This window comes from Acidovorax sp., assembly GCF_034519795.1.
Taxonomy (GTDB): Bacteria; Pseudomonadota; Gammaproteobacteria; order Burkholderiales; family Burkholderiaceae_C; genus Acidovorax.
On sequence record NZ_JAXHOB010000014.1, the window covers coordinates 452,346 to 474,699 of the forward strand.

Here is a 22,354-nt window from a genome sequence, read left to right on the forward strand (position 1 = left end):
AAACGTCAGCGGCGCAGGCTGCCGGTGCGGGTGTACATCTCCAGGTCCACGAAGTTGGACCCATTGTGGTTGTTCGGTCCGTACTGCACCGGGAAATCGCCGAACTTGGTGGTGCCCATCTCTTCCATGGCCTTGATGAAGGCCTCGCGCGTGAGGTTGCGCCCCGCACGCTTGAGGCCCTCGACAAACACGCGCGCGGCGATATAGCCTTCGAGCATGGTGTAGCTGTCGATCTTGGCACCGGCATCGGTGCGGTCCTTGCGGTAGTCCACGACGATGGGCAGGCGGCTGGCCTGCGGCGAGGGCACGATGCTGGCCGTGACCAGGCCCTCGATGCCGCCGTTCAGGCGCTGGGCCGAGCCCGGCGCATCGGTGATACCCACCGAGATGGTGTACAGCGGCGAGGCGCCGCCACCCGCGCGGTAGTCGCGCAGGAACACCTCGACCATCTTGCCGGCCATGATCATCACCACCGCACCGGGCTGGGCCTTGGTGAGCTGGGCCACCTGGGCCTTGGCATCGGTGGCGGCGATCTCCATGGGCACCGACTCGACGACCTTGACCTTCAGGCCCTGGGCGATCTGCAGGCAGGTCTCGAGGTTGGACTTGCCGAACGCGCTGTTCTGGTAGACGACGGCGATGTTGCTGATGCCCAGCGTGGCCAGGTGGCCGACGATCTTGCGCAGCTCGGTCTCGTAGCTTGCGCGCACATGGAACAGGTAGCGGTTGTGCGTGGTGCGAAACGAGGTGGTACCCACGAGCGGCGCGAACATGGGCACGCCGGCCTTCTCGGCCAGCGGCATGGCGGCGATCAGGTTGCCCGTGGCCACGTAGCCGATCAGGGCGAAGACCTTCTCCTCGTCGATCAGGCGTGCCGTGTTCTCGGCGGTCTTCTTGGGCTCGTAGGCGTCGTCGAGCGAGACCAGTTCGAGCTTGCGCTCGAACACGCCACCGGCCTTGTTGGTGCGGTCGAAGTACAGGGAGATGCCGGCCTTGTAATCCACGCCGAAATCCTTGGCAGGCCCGGTGAAGACGGCGGACTGCCCCACTTTGATGCTCTTGTCCGTCACCCCGGTCTCGGCCGCCGTGGCCGTCGTCGCTGTGCTGCCCAGGGCCGTCGCCGCCATGGCCATCAGCATGGCCCTGCGGTCGGTGCGCCCATCCCTCATCCCACGGTACTTCATGAAACGCTCCTTACATCAAAGGTGGCAGTTTCCCCGCAACACCAGGGACTGTGCAACCATTTACAGGGGGTGTTGCGAAACCGTCAAAAACGGATTCCCGCGCTGCCGGCGAGGCGGCAGCCCCTGGTGGTTTGCAAGTCCCGTGCCCATGGCTCAGGCGATGTCCAGGTCGCTCGACTGGATGCGCTGGACCCCCTTCGCCTTCATCTGCTTCCAGGCCGCCTCCAGCGAACCGTTGAGGTCGATGGCCCGGCAGGCGTCTTCCACCACATAGGTCTCGAAGCCCAGGCGCTTGGCGTCGAGCGCCGTCCAGGCCACGCAGAAGTCGGTGGCCAGGCCGGTCACGAACACCGTCTTGATGCCGCGCTGCTTCAGATAGCCCGCCAGGCCCGTGGAGGTCTTGCGGTCGGCCTCCTCGAAGGCGGAATAGCTGTCCACATGCTCGTGGAAGCCCTTGCGCAGGATCACCTGGGCCTGGGGCAGCTTCAGATCCTTGTGCAGCGCAGCATCGTCGGTGCCGCGCACGCAGTGGTCGGGCCACAGCACCTGCTGGCCGTAGCTGAGCTTGGTGGTCTCGAAGGGCTTCTTGCCGGCATGCGTGCTGGCGAACGAGGCATGGCCCGGTGTATGCCAGTCTTGCGTGACGACCACGTTCTCGAACGCGGTGGCGATGCGGTTGATGACCGGCACCACCTCGTCGCCCTTGGCCACCGGCAGCGTGCCGCCGGGCACGAAGCAGTTCTGAACGTCCACGACGATCAGCGCCGCTCGCCCGCCGGGCTTGATCTTCGCTTGTGCCCATGACAGGGGCATGCCGGTACCAGCCAGCGCGAAGGCGGCGGCCGATTGGAGGAAGTGGCGGCGGGGGGCAAGGCTCATGGTGACAACTCCGGTAGGGAACACACACAAAATGGCAGGGGCCGGGTGGGCCGATGCCAGGGGAAAAGCCTCAGACGCTCAGGTAGGACCTGCGCACCTCGTCATTGGCAGCCAGTTCGGCCATGGACGCCTGGTAGCGGATCTGGCCCTTTTCGAGCACGTAGGCACGGTCGGACACGAGCTCGGCGAAATGCATGTTCTGCTCGGAGAGCAGGATGCTCACGCCCTGGGCCTTGAGCTCCAGGATCATCTGCGCCATCTGCTCGACGATGACCGGGGCCACGCCCTCGGAGGGTTCGTCGAGCAGCACCAGGTAGGGGTTGCCCATCAGCGTGCGCGCCACGGTCAGCATCTGCTGCTCGCCGCCGCTCATGCGGCCGCCGGGGCGCTGGGGCATCTCGCCCAGGTTGGGGAACAGCTTGAACAGGGCCTCGGGCGTCCACAGCGGCGCTGCCGTGCCATCGGGCCAGTGGCGCGCCGGCTGGCGCCCCACCTCCAGGTTTTCCATCACCGTGAGGTCGGTGAACACGCGGCGGTCCTCGGGCACGAAGCCCAGGCCCAGGCGCGCCGCATCGTGCGGGTCACTTTTCGAGAGGTCCTTGCCCATGAAGCGGATCTGGCCCTTGCGCTTGGCCAGCATGCCCATCAGCGTCTTGAGCGTGGTGGACTTGCCTGCGCCGTTGCGGCCCATCAGGGCCACGACCTCGCCGCGGCGCACATTGAGGTCCACGTCGTACAGGATCTGCGCAGCGCCGTACCAGGCCTGCAGGCCCTTGGCCTCCAGCAACACGTCCTTGGAATCAATCGTCGTCGTCATCATGCGGTCTCCGCAGGCGCAGCGGCAGTCGTCGCCGCACCGGCCGTCTTTTTCTCGAAGGTCTTGCCGGTGCCGAAGTACACCTCCTGCACCTTGGGGTGGTCGCGCAGCTCCAGGGGCTTGCCCTCGGCGATCAGGCGCCCGCGCGCCAGCACGATCATGCGGTCGGCGTAGGCGAACACCACGTCCATGCTGTGCTCGGTGAACAGCACGGCCATGCCGCGGTCGATCACGAGCTGCTTGGTCAGCGCCATGAGCTCGTTGCGCTCCTTGGGCGCCATGCCGGCCGTGGGTTCGTCCATGAGCAAGAGCTTGGGCGCGTTGGCCATGGCGATGGCCAGCTCCACGCGCTTCACGTCGCCATAGGCGAGCACGCTGCAGGGGCGGTCGGCCTGGGCCTTCATGCCGACCTGCTCAAGCAGGGCCAGGGCCTCGTCGCGCTTGTGTTCCGAGGCCTTGCGGAACATCGAGAACAAACGGCTGTCATGCGAGATCAGCGCCATCTGCACGTTTTCCACCACGGTCAGCGAGGAGAAGGTCTCGGCAATCTGGAAGGTGCGGCCCACGCCCATGCGCCAGATGTCGCGCGGCTTGCGGCCCACCAGTTCCTGGCCGTTGAGCTGGATCGAACCCACGTCGGCCGGCAGCTGGCCGTTGACCATGTTGAAGGTGGTGGACTTGCCAGCGCCGTTGGGGCCGATCAGGGCCAGCAGCTCGCCGGCCGCCAGCTCGAAGTGGATGCCGTCGACGGCCTTGACCCCGCCAAAGGACTTGCCCAGGCCGGTAACTTTGAGCAGGCTCATGCTGCCTCCTTGGCTTCGCGCTTGTTATCGAAGAGTTGCTTGATGGCTCCCGCGATGCCCTGCGGGAACAGCAGCACCAGGATCAGGATGATGGCGCCCAGCATGGCGCGCCAGTAATCGGTGTTGCGTGCCACGGTGTCGTGCAGCCAGGTGAAGGTGACCGCACCCACCACCGGGCCGGCCAGGGTCTGGATGCCGCCCAACAGCACCATCACCAGGCCATCCACCGACTTGCCCACGTGCAGCGCCTCGGGCGAGATGCTGCCCTTGGAGAAGGCAAACAACGCACCGCCCAGGCCCGCGAACAGGCCGGCGATGACGAAGGCCGTCCACTGCATGCGCTTGACGTCGATGCCAATGGCATCGGCCCGCAGCACTGAGTCGCGACCGGCGCGCAGCGCATAGCCAAAGGGCGAGAACAGCACCCGGCGCAGCGCCAGCACGCCACCCACCACCAGGGCCAGCGTGAGGAAGTAGTAGTTGCGCTTGTCCGACAGCCACTCGGCCGGCCACACGCCCGTGAGGCCGTTGCTGCCACCGGTGAAGCCGTCCCACTGGTAGCAGATGGCCCAGGTGATCTGTGCGAAGGCCAGCGTCAGCATGGCCAGGTACACGCCCGACAGGCGCACGCAGAACCAGCCATAGAGCAAGGCCCCCGCCGCTGCGGCCAGCGGTGCCAGCACCAGGGCCGCTTCCATCGGGATGCCGGCCGAGCGCACCAGCAGCGCCGCCGCATAGGCACCCAGGCCGAAGTAGGCCGCATGGCCGAAGGAGTGCATGCCCGCCGGCCCCATGATGAAGTGCAGGCTGGCCGCGAACAGCGCCGCGATCAAGAGGTCGATCATCAGCACGGTGAGGTAGGGCGAACCGGTGGTCACGAAGGGCAGCAGCACCAGCGCGGCCACCAGCACGGCCGCGCCGATCTTGTACCAGGGGGGCGAGGCGCGCAGCGGCGCTTCGGGAATACCGGTGTTGCGACTGGCAGCCTGGGGCTTGCCCATCAGCCCCCAGGGGCGCACCACGAGCACGACGGCCATCACCAGGAATTCGACCACCAGCGTGAGCTTTGAGAACGAAATGCTGTAGCCGAAGATTTCGACCACGCCGAGCCAGATGCAGATGGCCTTGATCTCGGCGATCAGCAGCGCGGCCACATAGGCTCCCGGAATGGAGCCCATGCCGCCCACCACCACCACCACGAAGGCGGCGCCGATGGTGTTCAGGTCCATCTCCAGTGTGGCCGGTTCGCGCGGCAGCTGCAGCGCGCCGCCCAGGCCGGCCAGCAGGGCACCGAGGGCGAACACGGCCGTGAACAGCCAGGCCTGGTTCACGCCCAGGGCGCTGACCATCTCACGGTCCTGCGTGGCGGCGCGCACCAGCGTGCCCCAGCGGGTGCGGGTGAGCAAGAGCCACAACAAGCCCAGCACCACCGGGCCGACAACGATCAGGAACAGGTCGTACGACGGGAACTGCCGCCCCAGGATGTTCACCGAGCCCGACAGGCCCGGTGCACGCGGGCCGAGCAGTTCCTCGGGGCCCCAGATCCACAGGGCCGCATCCTTGATCACCAGCACCAGCGCGAAGGTCGCCAGCAGTTGGAACAGCTCGGGCGCCTTGTAGATGCGGCGCAGCAGCACCACCTCCACCAGCGCACCGAGCGCACCGACCACCACGGCCGACAGCAGCAGCGCAGGCCAGAAGCCCAGGCCGGTGCCCAGTTTGGCCACCAGCGAGTAGGCGACGTAGATGCCCACCATGAAGAACGAGCCATGCGCAAAGTTCACGATGCGCGTGACGCCGAAGATCAGCGATAGCCCGGCGCCCACGAGGAACAGCGAGGAGGCCCCCGCCAGTCCATTGAGCAGCTGAACGATAAAACTCGATAAACTCATTCCAGATCCTTCGGGGTCACGGCAAAGGTTGTCCCTCGGGCATGTCGACTGCCCGTTTTGTGCTTGTGGGGTTGCAATATGGCTGCAGCGGCCAGCGGACGCAAGGGTCCGCCGGAACCGCTGTCAGCCGGGGACCGGCGCTCAGTCGGCCGGGCGCATCTTCTTGACTTCGTCGTTCGTGGGCTGCACCTTGGCGCCGTCCACGTAGCGGTAGTCGACCATCACGCCCTTGCCACCCTCGTTCTTGGTGCGGCCCACATAGCCGCCCATGGTGGACTGGTTGTCCTCGGGGCGGTAGGTGATGCGGCCGAACGGTGTGGGCACCTGCAGTCCCTTGAAGGCAACGACGAGCTTTTCGGTGTCGGTGGAGCCGGCCTTCTTGATGCCCTCGCCCAGCGACTTGATGGCGCTGTAGCCCACGACCGAGCCCAGGCGCGGGTAGTCGTTGAACTTGGCCTGGTAGGCGGTGTGGAAGGCCTTGTGCTCGGGCGTCTGCAGGCCGTACCAGGGGTAGCCGGTCACGATCCAGCCGTTGGGGGCCTCGTCCTTGAGCGGGTCCATGTACTCGGGCTCGCCGGTCAGCAGGCTGACCACTTCACGGTCCTTGAACAGGCCACGGGTGTTGCCTTCGCGCACGAACTTGGACAGGTCTGCACCGAACAGCACGTTGAAGATCGCATCGGGCTTGGCATCGGCCAGGGCCTGCACCACGCTGCCCGAATCGACCTTGCCCAGCGGAGGCGCCTGCTCGGCAACGAACTCCACGTCGGGCTGGGCCGCCTTGAGCAGCTGCTTGAAGGTGGCCACGGCCGACTGGCCGTATTCGTAGTTGGGGTAGACCAGCGCCCAGCGCTTCTTCTTGAGCGCCGCGGCCTCGGGCACCATCATCGACACCTGCATGTAGGTCGAGGGGCGCAGGCGGTAGGTGTAGCGGTTGCCGTTCTGCCAGACGATCTTGTCGGTCAGCGGCTCGCCGGCCAGGAAGAAGAATTTCTTTTGTTTGGCGAAGTCGGTCAGCGCCAGGCCCACGTGCGAGAGGAAGGAGCCGGTGAGCACGTCCACCTTCTCGCGCGAGACCAGCTCCTCGGCGGCACGCACGGCATCGCCGGGGTTGCCGTTGTCGTCGCGGATCACGAGCTGAACCTTCTTGCCCAGCAGGCCGCCGGCGGCGTTGATCTCGTCCACGGCCAGCTCCATGCCCTTCTTGTAGGGCTCCAGGAAGGCGGGCTGGGCCTTGTAGCTGTTGATCTCACCGATCTTGATGACATCCTGGGCTATCGCGGGAGCGATTGTGGCGGCCAGCGCGGCAGCGGCCGTAGCACGCATGAGGGTCTTAAGCATCGTCATGGAAACACTCCTGATGGATTGGATGGGAGAGAAACAGCGGTGGCGAACAGTATGGGGGAGACAGCGGGTCACGGGTGTGGCGGTGCGCTCAGCGCAGGCCGTCCTTGCCCTGGATTTCTGCCGTGGTGAGGCCGCCGATGCGCGGCAGCGGGCGGCCACCGGCCGTGACCACCACCGCCACCACGATTTCATTGGCGCGTGGCGCATCGGCCACACGGGCCTCCATGGCATCGAAGTGGCTGCGCACGTAGGCGGCATCCTTGTGGCCCAGGGGTACGTCGATGGCAGCGCCCAGGCCGCCGACCTTCTTGCTCGATGGCACCAGGGCGGCGCCCTTCTCGACCGCCACGCGCAGCGGTGCGCCGAGCTTGGGGTGCAGGATGGCGGCGGCATGTTCGAGCTCGCCGCCCTCGCCCACGATGGCAGCCTTGCCATAGCTCTCGGCCTGGCCGGGGGCAATGCCCAGGGCCTGCACGCAGCGCTCGCCCAGCAGGCCGCCGAGCTCCTCGCCGATGGCGATCAGCTCGTCGAGGTTTTCCGCGTAGCGGCCGGCAAAAGGATTTTCGATGACGGCCATGGCCAGGGCCTTGCGCACGGGCGGATTCACCTCGCGGCCCATTTCCACGCGCACTTCGTCGGTCTGGACGATGATTTTCCGGATCTTGGCTGGCATGTGTGTGCTCCTTGGTCTCTCGTAGTCGTTATGGTTGGCATGGGTTCAGCGCAGGCCGTTCCACTGGCTGATGTCGGCGGCCTGGAGCCCGCCCACGCGTGCATGGATGCGCGCGCCGGTGGTCATGGCCAGGATGAAGACGATTTCATCGGCCCGCGGCGCACCGGGCACGCGCACCTCGATGGCGTCGAAGTGGCTGCGCACGTAGCTGGCGTTGATGTGCGTGAGCGGCACGTCGAGTGCGGCGCCCGGGCCGCCCACCTTCTTGGTCGAGGGCACGATGGACAGCGCATTGGCGGGCTGGCCGGTCTTCTCCTCGGCCTGGCCCTTGGCGTAGGCATTGCGGTCGCCCTTCCAGCCCAGCAGCTCGCGCATGGCGTAGCCGCCCGGCACATGCCACAGCGCACCGTGCTCCAGCTCGCCGGCCGCACCGACGATGGCGCCCTTGCCGTAGGTAGCGATGCGTTCGGCCGGCACGTCCATGGCCGCCAGCAGGCGCTGCGCCATGTCCAGGCCCACGTCCTGCAGCGCATCCATCATGGGCAGGATGTCGGTCTCGTAGCGGCCGGCATAGGGGTTGGTGAGCACCGCACCGATGGCACCACGCAGCAGCGGCGCACCGGTCTCGGGCCCGAATTCGTGCCGGATTTCCTCAACATGGGTGAAAACGCGTCGGATCTGGATCATGGGATGGCCTGTGCAATTCATTAAGCAAATACTGAACCAACTTCAATCAAGGCAGCCGATTTCTCCCCGGTGGCACCTTCCAGCGCCCGGCGCGCGGATGGCGTCGCCATCCAGTGCCCCTGGCAGGAAAGCAGTGCGCACCACAGATGGCCGGCAACCTGCAATTCTTGCGCTTTTTCAAGACCCGCCTGCAGGGCCTGGCGCACCAGGGCGGCCGGCAACGCAGGCACGTCCACCGTGACGAGCATGGCGCCCAGGTCGCTGTCGTCCTTGACCTCGCAGGCGGGCCTGCGGGCAATGCGTGCATCGGCCACGTTCACGGCATTGGCCACCACCGTGGCTGCGGCATCGGCCTGGGCCGCCGTGGCCGCCAGGATGGTGACGCTGTCGGCAATGCCTAGCGAGTGGCTGCGCCCGCGCCAACCGCTGGTTGCCACCCCGCGCACCGGCATGGTGCTCGCAAGGCGAAAGGCGCCATCGAGCAGCAGCCCGCCCTGCAGCTGCGCCACATCGAGCCCGGCCATGTCGGCATACACCCCGACGCTGGCCGAAGCGCCCGGCGCCAGGTGCAGCGCGATATCGCCGCCATTGTTCACCCAGGCGCGCTTGACGCCGTCCACCGCATAGCAGGCCACCAGCTCCTGCGCCACCGAGCCCGCCACTGCGGCCATGGGCGTGAGGAAGTTCTGGCGAAATGGCTGGCAGGCGCTCCACATGCGGCGCGCCACGGGGCCTTGCAGCGGGCAGTCGCCAGCGCCCACCGGCGCACGCAGCGTGGGCAGCTCGCGCACCAGCTCCTGCAGCAGGCCCTGAAAGCGCACCCAGGCGCGCGCATGGGCCGCGGCCACCGCGAGCGCATCGCCTTCGGCCTGCACGATCACGTCCATGGGGCCGTGCTGCAGGTGCCAGCGGCCGGCGGACAGCAGTTGTCGGGTGGCTTGCATGGTGGTGCGCTCTCAGCCCAGCAGCGGCGGCTGGCCCAGTGGCCAGGGGTTGGTCGCCGGCAGTGCCAGCCACGAGGCCGATTGCGGCGCACCATCGTTGTGCCAGGCACCGCGGTCGAGCACCTCGCGCAGGCTGCGCACCTGGTCCATATGGCCACCGAGCAACTCGTAGTCGCTGCGGCGCATGCTGAATTCGATGGGCGCCACGATGGCCGGCGTGGGCACGGTACCGAAGCTGTTGTCGGGCATGCGCAGCACGTCGGCCATCACCGTGATGCCACCGCCGGGCCAGACATAGGCCGGCGCGCCGCCGCAGGTCACGTTGACCAGCGCATTCTTGATGGAGCGCGTGAGCAGCACCGGGTTCTCGGTAACGCCCGCACGCAGACTGCCGCCCGCGCCACCAAGGAACAGCACCGAGGTCATCGAGGGTTCGCAGTTCTCGCCGATGCGGTCGACGATGCGGCGCACCTCGGCGGGCATCTCGGCTTCCACCGGATTCAGCGATTCATCGAGCACATACCAGCTGGCGTGTTCGCCGGTGGTCGAGGTCATCAACAGTCGCAGGCCGGGCCAGGCCACCGCTTCGTCCCAGCTCTCGATGATGGACAGCGGATCGGCGATGTCGGTGCCGCCCCAGCCCGTGCCGGGGTTGGCCACCTGGAAGTAGCGGCCCGGCGTGGACTTGCGCCCGCGCATCTTGATGCCCGAGGATTTCATGTCCAGGCAGCGGCCGGCCTGGTGCTCGGTGAGCACGCCGGTGATGTGGTCGTCCACCACCACCACCTCGTCGGCCTGGCCGAAGAACTGGCGCGCGAAGATGCCGATGGCGGCCGAGCCGCAGCCCACGCGCATGCGCTGCTCGGCCACGCCGTTGACGATGGGCGCGTGCCCGGCCTGGATCACGAGCTGCGAGCCGCCGTCGATGGTGAGCTCCACCGCCTGCTTGTTGCCCAGCAGCTGCATCATCTCGTTGGCAATGCGCCCTTCCTTCTTGCTGCCGCCCGTGAGATGGTGCACGCCGCCGAGCGACAGCATCTGCGAGCCGTACTCGGCCGTGGTGACATGGCCCACCACCTCGCCCTTGCAGCGCACATTGGCCTGCTCGGGGCCGAGGAAGCGGTCGGTGTCGATCTTCACCTTGAAGCTGCAGTAGCTGAAGATGCCCTCGGTGACCACGGTGACCATGTCCACCCCATCGACCTGGGAGCCGACGATGAAGGGCGCGGGCTTGTAGTCGGGGTAGGTGGTGGAAGAGCCCACACCGGTGACGAAGACCTCCTCGGTCAGCAGCAGGTCGCCGCTCCAGGCGGGCTGCTCAGCCGGTGCCTCCTGGCCGTCGGCACCCGCGTCGGCAGCACGGCCCGCGAAAGGCACCAGCACCGCCTCGCCGTCCGCCATGGTCTTGCGCAGCAGCACCACGGGATCGACCCGCACCAGCACGCCGGCCTGGTTGGCGTAGCGGTCGCAGGCGCCGCTGCGGCCTTCGGAGATCTGGCACAGCACGGGGCAGGCGTTGCACTCCACCTTGGCCGTGTTCATGCGTTCATTGCGCGGCCGGGCGCGCTCGAGCACCTGCGGCAGCTCGGGTGCGTCCATGCCTGGTAGGCCGTCGGTCTTGGTGTGTTCAGTCATCGTGGCAACCCATTCCTCGCACCGTTTTCTGTGCTTGTACGTTCATGGCGTTTTGTGTAGCATTCACTTAACTTAAATGTTGTGATCACTACATTTGAGGCGAATGTAGCGCAATCATTCGCAGTCCGCAATAGTGTTTGCGCGCCCCCTGAAATGGTGCACAAGGAGCCCCAAAATGACGCACGTAGTCACAGACGCATGCATTCGGTGCAAGTACACCGATTGCGTGGATGTATGCCCGGTCGATTGCTTCAAGGAGGGGCCCGAGTACCTGGTGATCGACCCCGACGAATGCATCGACTGCGCGGTCTGCATCCCCGAGTGCCCGGCCAATGCCATCTATGCCGAGGACGATCTGCCGGCAGGCATGGAAATCTTCCTCCAGTTCAACAAAAAGCTGGCTCCGGGACTGCCCACTATCACCAAAAGAAAACCGCCTTTGCCAGATGCGGAACAATGGAGGGTTGTGAGCCACAAGCTTTCCGGGCTGGATGTCACCTACTGACGCCTGCGCCCCCTGCCTTTCAGCCAGCTTTTCGCCCCATTTTTCAACTTTTAGCCGACGTTACGACCATGAGCGCATTTCTTGAAGAACGCGTATTGACCGTCAACCACCTGACGGACCGCCTTTTTTCCTTCACCACCACGCGCGACACCGCGCTGCGGTTCTCCAACGGCCATTTCACGATGATCGGCCTGCGCGTGAACGGCAAGCCCCTGCTGCGCGCCTACAGCATCGCCAGCGCCAACTACGAGGAACACCTCGAATTCCTGTCGATCAAGGTGCCCGACGGCCCGCTGACCTCGCGCCTGCAGAACATCCAGGTGGGCGACTCCATCGTGGTCGGCAAGAAGCCCACGGGCACCCTGCTGATCGACTACCTGCTGCCCGCCAAGCGCCTGTACATGCTGTCCACCGGCACGGGCCTGGCCCCGTTCCTGAGCCTGATCCGCGACCCCGAGACCTACGAGAAGTTCGAGGAAGTGGTACTGGTGCACGGCGTGCGCGAGGTCAAGGAGCTGGCGTACCACGACTACATCACCGAAGAGCTGCCCAAGCACGAGTTCCTGGGCGAGATGGTGAGCAAGCAGCTCAAGTACTACCCCACCGTGACGCGCGAGGAGTTCAAGCACCAGGGCCGCGTGACCACCGTGATCGAAAACGGCCAGCTCGCCCGCGACCTGGGCCTGCCGGCCCTGAACCCGGTGGAAGACCGGGTGATGATCTGCGGCAGCCCCGAGATGCTGCGCGACCTCAAGCACATGATGGAAGTGCGCGGCTTCAAGGAAGGCAACACCACCAAGCCCGGCGACTTCGTGATCGAACGCGCCTTCGCGGAGCAGTAATATCCCCGGCAGGCCCGGTCCCTGCACGGCAGGGGCTGCCCTGCCACCCAACGGATCATCCATGTCGGCCACACCCACCAAGACCCGGACTGCTTCCACCCGCGCCCCCTCCGCCCGCCGCACCGGCGTGCGCGAGCAGGCGGCGCAGACCACGCGCGACAACATCCTCAAGGCGGCGATCAAGGTGTTCGCCCGCTACGGCTATGAAGGCGGCAGCGTGGAGAAGATCTCCAAGGCGGCCAAGTCCTTCGACCGGATGATCTACTACTACTTCGGCAGCAAGGAAGGTCTCTTCATCGAGGTGCTCGAAGAGATCTACCGGCGCATGAACGACGCCGAGTCGGCGCTGGACATCCGCCTCGAAACCCCGGTCGAAGCGCTCAAATCGGTGGTGCGCTTCGTGAGCCAGTACTACCGCAAGCACCCCGAGTTCGTCACCCTGCTCAACACCGAGAACCTGCACAAGGGCAAGCACATCTCCAAGTCGATGCGCGCGCGCGAGTATTCCTCGCCCGCCGTGTCGGTGATCGAGCAGGTGCTGGCAGCGGGCGTGGCCAGCCAGGAGTTCCGCGCCGACCTGCGTGCGCGCGACCTGTACCTGCTGATCGCCTCCATGGGCTACTTCTACCAGTCCAACCGCTACACGCTCTCGGCCTTCCTGGGCGAGGACATCGACCAGCCCGAGGCCGTGGCCCACTGGGACGAGTTCATGATCGATACCGTGCTGCGGACCGTGCGGGCGTCCTGAGGCGCAACGCGCCCCTCCCCCGGGGCCCAAGGCCCCTGTCTTGCGTGAGTCTCCTGCCGATCCGCGGATTCGGCTGGGCGCAGCCTGCCTGTCTCGCAAGCCCGTTTGATTTTCCGGCGGCAGCACTTTGCAGTGCTTGCCATCTTGCATGACGCGGGCCTCTTATGTAGTATTCACTACACGAATTGCAGCCCCACGATCGGCGCAGTTTGCGCCCTCCCCCTCCACCAACCGACTGGTACCTTCCCATGGCAGACATCTCCACCAATGCGGCCTCCGGCAAAGTCGTCATCAAGAACATCGGCCTGCTGCTCTCGGGCGACCTGGAACGCCCCATCCTCGACGCCGACACCATCGTCGTGAACGACGGCCTTATCGTGGCCGTGGGCCGCGAGAAGGACTGCGACACCGAGCATGCGCGCACCACCATCGACGCGCGCCAGACCTGCGTGGCCCCCGGCCTGATCGACAGCCACGTACACCCCGTCTTCGGCGACTGGACGCCGCGCCAGAACCAGATCGGCTGGATCGACTCCACCATGAACGGCGGCGTGACCACCATGGTCTCGGCCGGCGAGGTGCACCTGCCCGGCCGGCCCAAGGACATCGTGGGCTTGAAGGCCCTGGCCATCACCGCGCAGCGCGCGTTCGACAACTTCCGCCCTGGCGGCGTGAAGGTGATCGCAGGCGCGCCCATCATCGAGAAGGGCATGGTCGAGCAGGACTTCAAGGACATGGCCGATGCCGGCGTGACACTGCTCGGCGAAGTCGGCCTGGGCACGGTCAAGGCCGGCTACGAGGCCCAGCAGATGGTGGCCTGGGCGCGCAAGTACGGCATCCAGAGCACCATCCACACGGGCGGGCCGTCGATTCCCGGCTCGGGCCTGATCGACAAGGATGTGGTACTGGAAGCCGATGCCGACGTGATAGGCCACATCAACGGCGGCCACACCTCGCTGCCGTGGAAGCATGTGTGCGAGCTGTGCGAGAAGTCCTCGCGCGCCATCGAACTGGTGCACAACGGCAACGAGAAGATCGCCATCGAGGCCGCACGCGCGGCCATGGAACTCAAGTGCCCGCACCGCGTGATCCTGGGCACAGACGGGCCCGCGGGCTCGGGCGTGCAGCCCCTGGGCATGCTGCGCATGATCGCGCTGATCTCAAGCTTCGCCAACATCCCGGCCGAGCTGGTGTTCTGCTTTGCCACGGGCAACACGGCGCGCATCCGCAACCTCAACTGCGGGCTGATCGAGCCAGGCCGCGCGGCGGACTTCGTGTTCATGGACCGTGCCCAGCACACCGCCGGCGCCACGCTGCTCGAAAGCGTGCAGCTGGGCGACATCCCGGGCATCGGCATGGTGATGATCGACGGCCTGGTGCGCTGCGGCCGCAGCCGCAACACGCCGCCGGCCACGGAGATCCCCGTAGTTCTGTGAGTCGGCGCCAGGCCCTTCAGCACCCCGCAAGCCCACGCACCCCCTTTTTTTTGTACTGAAGGAGTTCCTTCCATGAAAGCAATCGTCGCCGTCAAGCGCGTGGTCGACTACAACGTCAAAGTCCGAGTCAAGTCGGACCAAACGGGTGTGGACATCGCCAACGTGAAGATGAGCATGAACCCCTTTGACGAAATCGCCGTCGAAGAGGCCGTGCGCCTGAAAGAAAAAGGCCTGGTGAGCGAAGTCATCGCCGTCTCCTGCGGCGTGGCCCAGTGCCAGGAAACCCTGCGCACCGCCATGGCGATTGGCGCCGACCGCGCCATCCTGGTGGAAACCGACGTCGAACTGCAACCCCTGGCCGTGGCCAAGATCCTCAAAGCCCTGGTCGACAAAGAGCAGCCAGGCCTCGTGATCCTGGGCAAGCAGGCCATCGACGACGACGCCAACCAGACCGGCCAGATGCTCGCCGCTTTGGCCGACCTGCCCCAGGCCACCTTCGCCAGCAAAGTCGAACTCTCCGCCGACAAGGTCAGCGTGACCCGCGAAGTCGACGGCGGCCTGGAAACCCTGGCCCTGACCCTGCCCGCCGTCATCACCACCGACCTGCGCCTGAACGAGCCGCGCTACGTCACCTTGCCCAACATCATGAAGGCCAAGAAAAAGCAGCTCGATACCCTCAAGCCCGAAGACCTCGGTGTGGACGTCACTCCGCGCCTGAAGACCCTCAAGGTCACGGAACCTGCCAAGCGCGGTGCCGGCGTCAAGGTGGCCGATGTCGCCGCCCTGGTCGAGAAACTCAAGAACGAAGCGAAGGTGATCTGAATGTCGGTACTCGTTATTGCTGAACACGACAACGCAAGCGTCAAGGGCGCAACGCTCAACACCGTGACCGCCGCAGTGGCCTGCGGTGGCGACGTCCATGTGCTGATCGCCGGCCACAATGCCGGTGCTGCAGCCCAATCCGCCGCACAAATCGCCGGTGTGGCCAAGGTCATCCACGCCGACGCCCCTGGCCTGGAACACGGCCTGGCCGAGAACGTGGCCGCCCAGGTGCTGGCCATCGCATCCAATTACAGCCACATCCTGTTCCCCGCCACCGCCAGCGGCAAGAACGTGGCGCCCCGCGTGGCCGCCAAGCTCGATGTTGCGCAGATCAGCGACATCACCAAGGTCGTCTCCCCCGACACCTTCGAGCGCCCCATCTACGCCGGCAACGCCATTGCCACCGTGCAGAGCAGCGACGCCACCAGGGTCATCACCGTGCGCACCACGGGCTTTGACCCGGCAGCAGCCACCGGTGGTAGCGCAGCAACAGAAACCGCAGCAGCGACCACCGACACCGGCAAGAGCACCTTTGTGGGCAGCGAGATCGCCAAGAGCGACCGCCCCGAACTCACCGCCGCCAAGATCATCGTCTCCGGTGGCCGGGCCTTGGGCAGCAAGGAAAAGTTCGACGAAGTGATGACCCCGCTGGCCGACAAGCTCGGGGCCGCCCTGGGCGCCAGCCGCGCTGCGGTGGATGCGGGCTACGCCCCGAACGACTGGCAAGTGGGCCAGACGGGCAAGATCGTGGCGCCGCAGCTGTACATCGCGGCGGGTATCTCGGGGGCCATCCAGCATCTGGCGGGCATGAAGGACTCCAAGGTGATCGTGGCGATCAACAAGGATGCCGAGGCGCCGATTTTCAGCGTGGCGGACTATGGGCTGGAGGCGGACTTGTTCACGGCTGTGCCGGAGCTGGTCAAGGCGTTGTGATCAGGCCGGCCACCGCTCAATAGCCGTTGGCCACGCGCACCGCGCCCGCAGGGGCATTGTTGGTGTACGCGCCACCGCCGTTCGGGCGGCTGTCGCGCTCGTGGTCGATGCGGTAGCCCTTGCCCTGCAGCGCAACGGGTGTGCCCACGGCCGGGGGCTGTGCGCGCGTGAAGCGGCGCAGCGAACCATCGTCCATGCGGATCGCCACCTGGTACACCGTGCGGGTGCGCGAGCGCTGCTCCACCTGGTGGCCCACATAGCCGCCACCCACGGCGCCCAGTACCGTGGCGGCCGTGCGGCCACTGCCCTTGCCGATCTGGTTGCCCACCACCGCGCCGAGCACGCCGCCCGCGACCGCACCCACACCGGTGGCAGGCTCGGCCTGCTGGATGGCCTGCACCGATTCGACCCGGCCGCAGGTGTTGCACACCGGCGCGCGTTGCACCATCTGCGCCGTGCCGCCGGCCAGGTTCGCGCGCTGGGGGTGGAATGGCTCGGGCATGGGCGCAGGCGCGCGCTGGACCGGGGCACCGGCCTGGGCTTGCACCAGGCCCAGCGGCGGCTGGGCGGGAACGCCCTGCAGCGATGGGGCCACCACGACTGGGCTGGCCGCCGTTGCGGCGGCAGGCACTTCAGTGGGACGGTGCTGTACCACCAGCGTGGTCCCCAGCGCCACCACACACGCCCCCAGGGAGGCAATGGCCACCCACATCCACTTCATCGGCGAGGGGGTGGAAGGCACCGTGCGCACATCGGACGGTTGCAGGGTGACAGGGTTGTTCATGGTGTTTCCTTCCGCGCGCATGCGCGCCATTCAATGGTTCGTTCTGGTGTCGGGGCCGTCGCTCAATGCACAACGCAGCCCATGAACGCACGGTATACAAGCCATGGTGCGGGGATTTGTCTGCTTTGTAAGGGTCGGTAAGAAGTGCTGCGAGCACCCCGCAGGGGGCCAGGGCCGGCGGCACACATTTGCCGTTGCTTACAGCGCCAAGCGACACCAACCTGCTCACCCCTTAAGGCACAGGGGCCACGTCCGCGCCGGCCTGGGGCACGGTGGGCGCGGGCGCGCGCATCCTGCGCATCTCCAGGCCGGCCTCGTCCAGGGCCCGCGCGCAACTGGCCGAGAACAGCAGCACGGCGGACGAAAAGTAGATCCACATCAGCAGCACCACCAGCGAGCCGGCCGCGCCATAGGCCGAGACCACGGCGGCGGTGGACAGGTACCAGGCCAGCAGCTGCTTGCCGATGGTGAACAGCGTGGCCCCCATCACTGCGCCGGCCACCAGGCAGCGCAGGGGCGGCTTGCGCCCGCTGCCGATGCGCATCAGCCCCACGAACAGTGCCACGGCAAAGCCGAAGGCCACGACCTCGTTGACCACCAACAGGATGGGCCCGAGCGGCGCCATCGAGAGCCTTGCACCGGCCCAGCCGGCAAACAGGTTGATGAGGGTGGACATGGTGAGCGAGACCATCAGCAGGAAGCCGATGGCCAGCACATAGGCCAGCCCGCGCAGACGCAGCGAGGCCATGTGCCACCACGCGGCCCGCGTGGGTTCGGGCTCGGCGCCCTGCCACAGCCGCGCCAGGGTCGATTGCAGTTCCACGAACACCCCGGTGGCGCCCGAGAGCAGCACCACGAAGCCGATCAGGGAAGCCAGGCGCCCTTCGGAAGGCTCCTGCGCGCTGGCGAGGGCCTGGCGCATCACGTCAGCCACACGCTCGCCCATCACCGACTGTACCTGTTGCAGCAGGCTGGTCTCCAGGTAACTGCGGTCCATCCACCAGCCGAGCACCCCAACCAGCAACAGCAGCAACGGCGCCAGGCTGAGCATGCCGTAGAAGGACATGGCCGCGCTCATGCGCAGGCCGTCCGCGTCGAGCCACAGCTGCACCGCGCGCCACAACGGCAGCACAGGTTTCAAAAGGGGCTTGAGGCGTTCGCAGACGCGCTGGATTCGGTCGGAGACGGTCATGCACCGAGCTTAGTGTGCCGCCAGGCCTCCTGCCACCGGCCGGGCACGGAAGCCACTGTAGGCGCTGTCCCACAGGCGGCTGGGATCAAGTGCCACTTGTGGCAGGCTCTTACCATCTTTTCCAGGAGCCCCGCCCATGCACGCCCCCAGCCTGATCCGATTGCGCAGCGTCCTGCAGGACCATATCGACCGCAGCATCCTGCCTGGCGCCGTGGCACTGGTGCACCACCGCGGCCAGACCGTGCTGCACGAGGCCCTGGGCGCACAGGCGCCGGGCGCGGGCGCGCCGGCCATGGCAGCGGATTCGATCTTCCGCATCTATTCCATGACCAAGCCCGTGGTGTCGCTGGTCACGCTGATGCTCATGGAAGAGGGCCGCCTGCCCCTGTCCCACCCGGTGGCGCGCTACCTGCCCTCGTTTGCCGGCCAGGGCGTGTTCGATCCTGCCACGGGCGGCACTGTCGCCGTGCGGCGCGAGGCCACCGTGCACGACCTGCTGCGCCACACGGCGGGTTTGAGCTATGCCTGGGACACCGGCCCAGTGGCGCAGGCGTACCAGAGCGCGCGCATCGGTTCGCGCCGCGATGGCAATGCGGCGCTGGCCAAGGCCATCGGGCCCCTGCCCCTGCTGCACCAGCCCGGCAGCCGCTGGGAATACAGCCGCGCCACCGACGTGCTGGGCGCGCTGCTGGAGGTGGTGGAGGGCGAGCCCCTGGGCGCCATCCTGCAGCGCCGGGTGTTCGGCCCGCTGCAGATGCACGACACCGGCTTTCACGTGCCGGCGGAGCAACTGCACCGCCTGGCCGAGCCCTTCGCGCGCGACCCGCAGACCGGCGCCGAGGTGGCGCTCAGCGACGTGTCGCGCCCGGCCACGTTCGAATCGGGCGGCGGCGGGCTGGTGTCCACGGCCGGCGACTACGCACGTTTTGCGCGCCTGCTGCTCGCTGGCGGCACGCTCGACGGCGTGCGCCTGGCCAGTCGCGCCACCGTGGCCTTCATGGCGGCCGACCATCTGGGGGACCGCATCCCGGCGGCCGGGGACATCCTGCCCGAGGGCTATGGCTTTGGCCTGGGGGTGGCCGTGCGCCGCGCCACTGGCCTGGCGCCCCATGCCGCCTCGGTAGGCCAGTACGGCTGGAGCGGCATGGGCGGCACCTACTTCCTGGTGGACCCGGCCGAGGACCTGGTGGCCATCTTGCTCACCCAGGCGCCCGGCCAGCTGCGCTACCTGTGCGAGCTGTACCCGGCGCTGGTCTATGCGGCGCTGTAAGCGCCGCCAAAGGCAGGCCTGGCGCCTGCCTTAAACTCGCCCCCAAGGGGCAAGAAAAGAATATGCAGATTCGCTGTGCACTGGTCGGCATGCCCGGCTCGGGCAAATCCACCGTCGGCAGGCAGCTGGCACACCGCACGGGCGTGCCGTTCATCGACCTGGACCACCGGCTGGAAGAAACGCTGGGCACCAGCATCCGCCAGTTCTTCGAGGAACATGGCGAAGCGCGCTTTCGCGACCTGGAGGCGCAGGAGCTGGCCAAGGCTGCGGCCCAGCCCGGCGGCATGGTGCTTTCGACCGGCGGCGGCGCGGTGCTGCGCCGCGAGAACCGCGAGGTGCTGCGCGCCATGGGCCCGGTGCTCTACCTGCGCGCCTCGCCCGAAGAGATCTACAAGCGCGTCAAGCACGACCGCACCCGCCCCCTGCTGCAGGGCGGCAACCCCATGGACAAGCTGCGCGCCCTGTACGGCCAGCGCGATGGCCTGTACCGCGAGACCGCGCACTACGTGATCGAGACCGGCCGCCCCACGGTGCACATGCTGGTCAACATGATCATGATGCAGTTGGAGATGGCCGCCAGCGCCGACACCGGTGCAGATCAGGCGCCGCCGTAAGCCCCGATCCGCTTCTGACGAAGCTCAGCTCAGCGCAACGGCGCCGAGTCGCTCCAGTGGAAGTGCACGCGCGGCTTTATGTCCGCGATCTCGGTGCGCAGCAAGGCGGCCAGCCGGGCCGCCTCGCGCTGCGTGAGCCGCGCCACGGTGGTCGACAGGCTGATGGCTGCGAACGCCCGCCCTCCCGCGTCTGCCACCGCGTGGCCCACCGCTGCGGTATTGGTGTTCAGGCAACCACCGCTGCGCGCATAGCCCAGGGCCTGGGTCTGCGCGAGCAACTGGCGCAGTGCCGGCCCGTCCAGCCCGCCGTAGCGGCCCAAGGTAGGCGCATTGGCCTGCATGGCCGCGTCGATGAATTCTGCGTCCTGCGCCGCCATCAGCGCCAGCCCCGCCGCGCCCACGCCCAGCGGGCGGCGCCCGCCCACGGTCACGCTCAGGGGCGGGTCCAGCCGCTGCACGTTGGTATGGGCGTAGCAGACGGCCTCGTGCCCGCTGAGCACGAACAGGTAGGCCGCATAGCCCGTGGCGTCGGCCAGGCGCTGCAGGTTGGCCGTGAACAGCGGCGCCACGTCGTGCCGGCCGCGCGCGGCCAGGCCATGCTCGAACGGGCGGCGGCCCAGCACGTAGCCGCGCCCCTCGGGCAGCGCAGCCACCAGGCGCGCCGCCATCATGTCCTGCAGCAACCGGTGCACCGTGGGGTGCGGTATGCCGGACTGGCGCGCGACGTCGGACAGCGACAACCCGCGCGCGTCGTAGCGCGAGAGCTGGTCAAGGATGCGCAGCACGCGGTCGAGCACCAGGGTGGTCATGCTTGTCCATGCAGTGGAAAGAACGATTGTAGGAAACCGCAGGCCGGCCAAGAATGGCGGCATTGCCAAAACCATCTTCGGAGACATCAGGACATTGCCGCTTTCGCCCCGACTTCGCCCACCCGCAGCACCCTGCTGCGCACTGCCGCTGCCACGGTGCTCGGCCTGGCCGCCGGCCCCGCTGTCCACGCCGCCAGATGTCCCGCAGTGGCCAGATGAGCGCCAACTGACCCCCCCCTTTTTTTACGCACATGACCATGACCACTACCCTCGACGCCACCCATGACACCCGGCTGCGCAGCTGGGTCGCCTCCGCCAACACCGCGGGCTGCGACTTTCCCATCCAGAACCTGCCCTTCGGCCGTTACCGCAAGGCGGGCAGCAGCGAGGCGCTGCGCATTGGCGTGGCCATCGGTGACCAGATCCTGGACCTGCAGGCCATAGGCCTCGCCGCCTCGAACGACATGAACGCGCTGATGGCCGCCACACCGGCGGCACGCCAGGCGCTGCGCCAGCAGCTGTCCGAAGGCCTGCGCGAAAGCAGCAGCCAGCAGGCCGCCTGGTCCCAGGCACTGTCGCCCCAGAGCGAGGCCGCAATGGCCGTGCCCTGCCAGATCGGCGACTACACGGACTTCTACACCAGCGTGCACCACGCCACCACGGTGGGCAAGCAGTTCCGCCCGGACAACCCACTGCTGCCCAACTACAAGTGGGTGCCCATCGGCTACCACGGGCGCGCCTCGTCCATCGGCATCAGCGGCCAGCGCGTCAAGCGCCCGCAAGGCCAGACCAAGGCGCCCGAGGCCGCCGCACCGGTGCTCGGCCCCTGCAAGCGGCTGGACTACGAGCTGGAACTGGGCTGGTTCATCGGCCAGGGCAATGCGCAGGGCGAGCCCATCGCCATCGGCCAGGCCGAGCAGCACCTGTTCGGCGTGGCGCTGTTCAACGACTGGAGTGCGCGCGACATCCAGGGCTGGGAATACCAGCCGCTCGGCCCCTTCCTGTCGAAGAACTTCGCCAGCACGCTCTCGCCCTGGGTGGTGACCATGGAGGCGCTGGCGCCGTTCCGCGCGCCGTTCGAGCGCGACGCGGCCGACCCACAGCCCCTGCCCTACCTCGACTCGCCCGGCAACCGCGCCCAGGGCGCCTTCACCATCGCGCTCGAAGTGCTGCTGCAAACCGCCCGCATGCGCGAAGCCGGCGAGCCCGCAGTGCGCCTGGCGCTGACCAACACCCAGCGCGCCGCGTACTGGACGCCCGCGCAACTGGTGGCGCACCACACGGTGAACGGCTGCAACCTGCAACCCGGCGATCTGATGGGGTCGGGCACGCTTTCGGGCCCCGAGGCCAGCGAAGCCGGCTCGCTGCTGGAGCTGACCGGCGGCGGCAAGCAGCCCGTGACCTTGCCCAATGGCGAGCAGCGCAGCTTCCTCGAAGATGGCGATACGCTGATCCTCAAGGGCTGGTGCGAGCGCGAGGGCGCCGTGCGCATCGGGCTGGGCGAGGTGAGCGGAACCATCATCGCCTGAGGCCCCGGC

The 22,354-nt window shown here is 67.2% G+C and carries 22 protein-coding genes; 9 read left to right on the forward strand and 13 right to left on the reverse strand.

Features of this window, described 5'->3' with window-relative positions:
• Positions 1 to 5 precede the first annotated feature (5 nt).
• From U5N23_RS18895 to U5N23_RS18940, 10 genes are all read right to left on the reverse strand, one after another.
• Positions 6 to 1,184, reverse strand: coding sequence for an ABC transporter substrate-binding protein (locus U5N23_RS18895; protein WP_322594277.1), 1,179 nt, complete (start codon positions 1,182 to 1,184; stop codon positions 6 to 8).
• Positions 1,185 to 1,337: 153 nt separating this feature from the next.
• The gene (gene pncA, locus U5N23_RS18900) at positions 1,338 to 2,063 is read right to left on the reverse strand and encodes a bifunctional nicotinamidase/pyrazinamidase (RefSeq protein ID WP_322594278.1); all 726 of its coding nucleotides are present in this window, start codon (positions 2,061 to 2,063) and stop codon (positions 1,338 to 1,340) included.
• Between the two features lie 70 nt (positions 2,064 to 2,133).
• Positions 2,134 to 2,880 (reverse strand): ABC transporter ATP-binding protein, encoded by a 747-nt coding sequence (locus U5N23_RS18905; protein ID WP_416208633.1) that lies wholly within the window; start codon positions 2,878 to 2,880, stop codon positions 2,134 to 2,136.
• Positions 2,880 to 3,683: an ABC transporter ATP-binding protein gene (locus U5N23_RS18910; RefSeq protein WP_322594280.1), complete on the reverse strand. Its 804-nt coding sequence runs from the start codon at positions 3,681 to 3,683 to the stop codon at positions 2,880 to 2,882. The genes U5N23_RS18905 and U5N23_RS18910 overlap by 1 nt, the downstream gene beginning before the upstream one ends.
• Positions 3,680 to 5,575, reverse strand: a complete 1,896-nt coding sequence (locus U5N23_RS18915; protein WP_322594281.1) for an ABC transporter permease — start codon at positions 5,573 to 5,575, stop codon at positions 3,680 to 3,682. Before U5N23_RS18915 ends, U5N23_RS18910 begins: the two co-directional genes overlap by 4 nt.
• Before the next feature lie 141 nt (positions 5,576 to 5,716).
• Positions 5,717 to 6,916 carry an ABC transporter substrate-binding protein gene (locus U5N23_RS18920; protein ID WP_322594521.1) on the reverse strand — a complete coding sequence of 400 codons (1,200 nt, stop codon included), beginning with the start codon at positions 6,914 to 6,916 and terminating at the stop codon, positions 5,717 to 5,719.
• A gap of 94 nt (positions 6,917 to 7,010) precedes the next feature.
• On the reverse strand, positions 7,011 to 7,595 hold the full coding sequence (locus U5N23_RS18925) for an amino acid synthesis family protein (protein ID WP_322594282.1): 585 nt from the start codon (positions 7,593 to 7,595) through the stop codon (positions 7,011 to 7,013).
• A 45-nt stretch (positions 7,596 to 7,640) separates the two neighbouring features.
• Entirely contained in the window at positions 7,641 to 8,282 is a 642-nt protein-coding gene (locus tag U5N23_RS18930) for an amino acid synthesis family protein (protein ID WP_322594283.1), read from the reverse strand.
• 20 nt (positions 8,283 to 8,302) lie between these two features.
• Positions 8,303 to 9,226: a UPF0280 family protein gene (locus tag U5N23_RS18935; protein ID WP_322594284.1), complete on the reverse strand. Its 924-nt coding sequence runs from the start codon at positions 9,224 to 9,226 to the stop codon at positions 8,303 to 8,305.
• Positions 9,227 to 9,238: 12 nt separating this feature from the next.
• A complete protein-coding gene (locus U5N23_RS18940) occupies positions 9,239 to 10,861 on the reverse strand; it encodes a 6-hydroxynicotinate reductase (RefSeq protein WP_322594285.1) in 1,623 nt (540 codons plus the stop codon).
• A 175-nt stretch (positions 10,862 to 11,036) separates the two neighbouring features.
• Here U5N23_RS18940 and fdxA point away from each other — a divergent pair, with 175 nt between their 5' ends.
• From fdxA to U5N23_RS18970, 6 genes are all read left to right on the forward strand, one after another.
• Positions 11,037 to 11,366 (forward strand): ferredoxin FdxA, encoded by a 330-nt coding sequence (fdxA, locus tag U5N23_RS18945; protein ID WP_322594286.1) that lies wholly within the window; start codon positions 11,037 to 11,039, stop codon positions 11,364 to 11,366.
• Positions 11,367 to 11,434: 68 nt separating this feature from the next.
• On the forward strand, positions 11,435 to 12,208 hold the full coding sequence (locus tag U5N23_RS18950) for a ferredoxin--NADP reductase (RefSeq protein WP_305746949.1): 774 nt from the start codon (positions 11,435 to 11,437) through the stop codon (positions 12,206 to 12,208).
• A 61-nt stretch (positions 12,209 to 12,269) separates the two neighbouring features.
• Positions 12,270 to 12,956: a TetR family transcriptional regulator gene (locus U5N23_RS18955; RefSeq protein ID WP_322594287.1), complete on the forward strand. Its 687-nt coding sequence runs from the start codon at positions 12,270 to 12,272 to the stop codon at positions 12,954 to 12,956.
• 248 nt (positions 12,957 to 13,204) lie between these two features.
• A complete protein-coding gene (locus U5N23_RS18960; RefSeq protein WP_057202720.1) occupies positions 13,205 to 14,392 on the forward strand; it encodes an amidohydrolase family protein in 1,188 nt (395 codons plus the stop codon).
• A 72-nt stretch (positions 14,393 to 14,464) separates the two neighbouring features.
• Positions 14,465 to 15,214 (forward strand): electron transfer flavoprotein subunit beta/FixA family protein, encoded by a 750-nt coding sequence (locus U5N23_RS18965; protein ID WP_322594288.1) that lies wholly within the window; start codon positions 14,465 to 14,467, stop codon positions 15,212 to 15,214.
• Positions 15,215 to 16,147: an electron transfer flavoprotein subunit alpha/FixB family protein gene (locus U5N23_RS18970; RefSeq protein ID WP_322594289.1), complete on the forward strand. Its 933-nt coding sequence runs from the start codon at positions 15,215 to 15,217 to the stop codon at positions 16,145 to 16,147.
• Positions 16,148 to 16,163: 16 nt separating this feature from the next.
• Here the strand turns inward: U5N23_RS18970 and U5N23_RS18975 are convergent, their stop codons facing one another.
• Both U5N23_RS18975 and U5N23_RS18980 read right to left on the reverse strand, forming a co-directional pair.
• Positions 16,164 to 16,931, reverse strand: coding sequence for a glycine zipper 2TM domain-containing protein (locus U5N23_RS18975; RefSeq protein ID WP_322594290.1), 768 nt, complete (start codon positions 16,929 to 16,931; stop codon positions 16,164 to 16,166).
• A gap of 232 nt (positions 16,932 to 17,163) precedes the next feature.
• Positions 17,164 to 18,123, reverse strand: a complete 960-nt coding sequence (locus U5N23_RS18980; protein WP_322594291.1) for a YihY/virulence factor BrkB family protein — start codon at positions 18,121 to 18,123, stop codon at positions 17,164 to 17,166.
• 136 nt (positions 18,124 to 18,259) lie between these two features.
• On the opposite strand from U5N23_RS18980, the gene U5N23_RS18985 reads away from it, so the two are divergent.
• The gene (locus tag U5N23_RS18985) at positions 18,260 to 19,393 is read left to right on the forward strand and encodes a serine hydrolase domain-containing protein (protein WP_322594292.1); all 1,134 of its coding nucleotides are present in this window, start codon (positions 18,260 to 18,262) and stop codon (positions 19,391 to 19,393) included.
• Positions 19,394 to 19,455: 62 nt separating this feature from the next.
• On the forward strand, positions 19,456 to 20,007 hold the full coding sequence (locus U5N23_RS18990) for a shikimate kinase (RefSeq protein ID WP_322594293.1): 552 nt from the start codon (positions 19,456 to 19,458) through the stop codon (positions 20,005 to 20,007).
• A 29-nt stretch (positions 20,008 to 20,036) separates the two neighbouring features.
• On the opposite strand, the gene U5N23_RS18995 is transcribed toward U5N23_RS18990, so the two are convergent.
• A complete protein-coding gene (locus U5N23_RS18995) occupies positions 20,037 to 20,816 on the reverse strand; it encodes an IclR family transcriptional regulator (RefSeq protein WP_322594294.1) in 780 nt (259 codons plus the stop codon).
• Positions 20,817 to 21,073: 257 nt separating this feature from the next.
• Here U5N23_RS18995 and fahA point away from each other — a divergent pair, with 257 nt between their 5' ends.
• Complete coding sequence (gene fahA / locus U5N23_RS19000; protein ID WP_322594295.1) at positions 21,074 to 22,345, forward strand: fumarylacetoacetase; 1,272 nt, start codon at positions 21,074 to 21,076, stop codon at positions 22,343 to 22,345.
• The last annotated feature ends 9 nt before the right edge of the window (positions 22,346 to 22,354 follow it).

Bases quoted from the DNA above. Each gene is read 5' to 3' on its own strand.
- U5N23_RS18895 (WP_322594277.1), bottom strand. From the start codon at position 1,184: ATGAAGTACCGTGGGATGAGGGATGGGCGCACCGACCGCAGGGCCATG.
- pncA (WP_322594278.1), bottom strand. From the start codon at position 2,063: ATGAGCCTTGCCCCCCGCCGCCACTTCCTCCAATCGGCCGCCGCCTTC.
- U5N23_RS18905 (WP_416208633.1), bottom strand. From the start codon at position 2,880: ATGACGACGACGATTGATTCCAAGGACGTGTTGCTGGAGGCCAAGGGC.
- U5N23_RS18910 (WP_322594280.1), bottom strand. From the start codon at position 3,683: ATGAGCCTGCTCAAAGTTACCGGCCTGGGCAAGTCCTTTGGCGGGGTC.
- U5N23_RS18915 (WP_322594281.1), bottom strand. From the start codon at position 5,575: ATGAGTTTATCGAGTTTTATCGTTCAGCTGCTCAATGGACTGGCGGGG.
- U5N23_RS18920 (WP_322594521.1), bottom strand. From the start codon at position 6,916: ATGCTTAAGACCCTCATGCGTGCTACGGCCGCTGCCGCGCTGGCCGCC.
- U5N23_RS18925 (WP_322594282.1), bottom strand. From the start codon at position 7,595: ATGCCAGCCAAGATCCGGAAAATCATCGTCCAGACCGACGAAGTGCGC.
- U5N23_RS18930 (WP_322594283.1), bottom strand. From the start codon at position 8,282: ATGATCCAGATCCGACGCGTTTTCACCCATGTTGAGGAAATCCGGCAC.
- U5N23_RS18935 (WP_322594284.1), bottom strand. From the start codon at position 9,226: ATGCAAGCCACCCGACAACTGCTGTCCGCCGGCCGCTGGCACCTGCAG.
- U5N23_RS18940 (WP_322594285.1), bottom strand. From the start codon at position 10,861: ATGACTGAACACACCAAGACCGACGGCCTACCAGGCATGGACGCACCC.
- fdxA (WP_322594286.1), top strand. From the start codon at position 11,037: ATGACGCACGTAGTCACAGACGCATGCATTCGGTGCAAGTACACCGAT.
- U5N23_RS18950 (WP_305746949.1), top strand. From the start codon at position 11,435: ATGAGCGCATTTCTTGAAGAACGCGTATTGACCGTCAACCACCTGACG.
- U5N23_RS18955 (WP_322594287.1), top strand. From the start codon at position 12,270: ATGTCGGCCACACCCACCAAGACCCGGACTGCTTCCACCCGCGCCCCC.
- U5N23_RS18960 (WP_057202720.1), top strand. From the start codon at position 13,205: ATGGCAGACATCTCCACCAATGCGGCCTCCGGCAAAGTCGTCATCAAG.
- U5N23_RS18965 (WP_322594288.1), top strand. From the start codon at position 14,465: ATGAAAGCAATCGTCGCCGTCAAGCGCGTGGTCGACTACAACGTCAAA.
- U5N23_RS18970 (WP_322594289.1), top strand. From the start codon at position 15,215: ATGTCGGTACTCGTTATTGCTGAACACGACAACGCAAGCGTCAAGGGC.
- U5N23_RS18975 (WP_322594290.1), bottom strand. From the start codon at position 16,931: ATGAACAACCCTGTCACCCTGCAACCGTCCGATGTGCGCACGGTGCCT.
- U5N23_RS18980 (WP_322594291.1), bottom strand. From the start codon at position 18,123: ATGACCGTCTCCGACCGAATCCAGCGCGTCTGCGAACGCCTCAAGCCC.
- U5N23_RS18985 (WP_322594292.1), top strand. From the start codon at position 18,260: ATGCACGCCCCCAGCCTGATCCGATTGCGCAGCGTCCTGCAGGACCAT.
- U5N23_RS18990 (WP_322594293.1), top strand. From the start codon at position 19,456: ATGCAGATTCGCTGTGCACTGGTCGGCATGCCCGGCTCGGGCAAATCC.
- U5N23_RS18995 (WP_322594294.1), bottom strand. From the start codon at position 20,816: ATGACCACCCTGGTGCTCGACCGCGTGCTGCGCATCCTTGACCAGCTC.
- fahA (WP_322594295.1), top strand. From the start codon at position 21,074: ATGACCACTACCCTCGACGCCACCCATGACACCCGGCTGCGCAGCTGG.